Source organism: Bacteriovorax sp. DB6_IX, assembly GCF_000447775.1.
Taxonomy (GTDB): domain Bacteria; phylum Bdellovibrionota; class Bacteriovoracia; order Bacteriovoracales; family Bacteriovoracaceae; genus Halobacteriovorax_A.
In genome coordinates this window covers 1-205 of record NZ_AUNJ01000044.1, presented here as the reverse complement: position 1 = coordinate 205, position 205 = coordinate 1, and the positions used below count along the sequence as shown (strand labels likewise).

At 35.1% G+C, this 205-nt stretch carries 1 protein-coding gene; it reads right to left on the bottom strand.

The window, feature by feature from the left end; translation table 11 throughout:
• On the bottom strand, window positions 1-205 hold a 205-nt coding region (locus M901_RS01315), incomplete at both ends, for a hypothetical protein (RefSeq protein WP_034719435.1).

Genomic DNA, 205 nt, shown 5'->3' with positions numbered 1-205 from the left:
TAATATAATTCACATCAATAATCTTCTCAAATCTCTTAAATAGATTCTTAGTTTGTTCGCTCTCCACATCAATCAGACCATAGAAGAACTCACAGTCTCTTAGCTCATCGATATTATCTTTATTGAGAATGATATCCACAAAGGCATTTCTCCACTGTCTCTTACCTGAGAGGCAAAAATCATGGGAGACTTTGAGATCTGAAAG